The sequence below is a fragment of the Bartonella sp. AC62GZZY genome (genome assembly GCF_042196525.1).
GTDB lineage: Bacteria > Pseudomonadota > Alphaproteobacteria > Rhizobiales > Rhizobiaceae > Bartonella.
In genome coordinates this window covers 1-1641 of the sequence record NZ_JBHIQN010000052.1, presented here as the reverse complement: position 1 = coordinate 1641, position 1641 = coordinate 1, and the positions used below count along the sequence as shown (strand labels likewise).

The 1641-nt window shown below is 40.3% G+C and carries 2 protein-coding genes; both read left to right on the top strand.

The features are described from left to right. Positions 1 to 341 precede the first annotated feature (341 nt). Complete coding sequence (locus tag ACFIML_RS09070) at positions 342 to 848, top strand: hypothetical protein (RefSeq protein WP_375615514.1); 507 nt, start codon at positions 342 to 344, stop codon at positions 846 to 848. Positions 849 to 856: 8 nt separating this feature from the next. Further along, entirely contained in the window at positions 857 to 1408 is a 552-nt protein-coding gene (locus ACFIML_RS09065; RefSeq protein ID WP_375607594.1) for a hypothetical protein, read from the top strand. Positions 1409 to 1641 lie beyond the last annotated feature (233 nt).

Here is a 1641-nt window from a genome sequence, read left to right as displayed (position 1 = left end):
AGGCAAAGGGATTGAAATTTCTTGAGGAAGAGGTAAGCGTAGGGCGTGTCGTGTACTTGAGGAAGTTTTCGATGAGGGCAATGAATGAGGTTGATCTGGGACTGAGGTTGATCTTGGCCGCGTGCTTGGCTTTCAATAGAACACCCTTCCTGGGGAAAAGGGATGTTTGGGCTTGTAAGCGCTTCATGTATAAGCGCGTATAAGGCAAGTGAACAAAATACATAGAGGGGAATTATAGTGCTTGCTTTACTCTGAGAAGAGTGCTAAGCGAATCTACCGCGCTGGTGGCGTGCTATCAAATATTGAAGAGTGGGAATTTTAGAAGTGGGGGGAGTATCCGTATGATCGAAGATAAATCACAACACCAATCTGCCCATAAGGGAGATAGGGCCTTTGTATCGCAGCCCGTGTTGGATCAATCAGAAGCTTTCAAAAAATGGACGGCTCTCTCAACAGGCGATTATATCATCATTTGTTGTTTGGCTATCCTCTTGTTGGTGCTTTTTTCCGCGTCTGCCTATATGAGCCCTTTGGAATTTTTTCACGTTATATCCAAAGAACAGCTCCAAGCACTGGGACAAATGAAACAAGAAAGTTTTCAGGAAAGTCTTAAACACCCATTCCAAAATCCTATAATTCAGCATGTTCTTGATGCGGGATGGAATAGTGTTTGGGCTTTTTTATGTTTCTTGCCGCAAATAATTTTTGGCGTTCTTTTTGGGTTGTTTCCGCTCTTTTTTGTCTTTAACGCCGTATTTAAACGGGATGTGAAGGAAATGATGCTACAATGGGAAAACTTACCAGAGCAGAAACAGCTAGACAATCAATCTCTTAACAGAAGACAATAGGGGGAAAAGTGAGCGCTTCTTTAATCATTGGAATGTTGATTGCCGTAGGGACGGCAATTTTTATTTGTTCTGCAATTTTTATGGTATTCCTTTCTACCGTGGTGACAATCGTTGCACTTTATTATTCGTTGATAAAACGGACAATCTTGTTATTGGTGACGCAGCGAAAATTAAAAAAGGGTGCAGCGCAGAATTTGAGGCATTATCAGGCAGAGGGTAGGGGACAGAATACAGTTCTTGCAACACAGTTGCGTGCCTTTTCTTTTCAAGAATCCTTGCTTCTCTCAAAAAAAGATTATTTTATGATCTTTTCTATCGCCTTCGTTATGGTTGCACTTAGCACAGGTGTTGTCGTTTTTTTTGCTTTTCTTCCAAAATCTGCGGTTTTTTTGCACAATTACGTGCCTATGATAGTGCTTCACTTTATTGATTTTGTCATGCGACTGCTGTCATGGGTCTGGACATGTATTGTTGTTTCTTTACCTGTCATTTTAATTCTCCATAGTCTCCTTCAGTATGGCGTGCAAGAAACAGTAAAGGAATTAGAAACATTTGTTTGAGCAGAGGATAAAAATGATGATTTCACATCAATGCAATAGGGAAAAAAAGGGAGCATTATGATGCAGCATTTGGCTTTTTTAGGGGTCGTTATCATTGCCATTTTAATGGTTATGGTTATGATCCGGCTTCCTTACTTGTTGACCAAATATATCAGATTATCTTTTAAACTCGCTCAAGACTTGAAAAAGAGTACAACGCAAAAAAAGCAAGCCATACAACAATTGCGTAATGA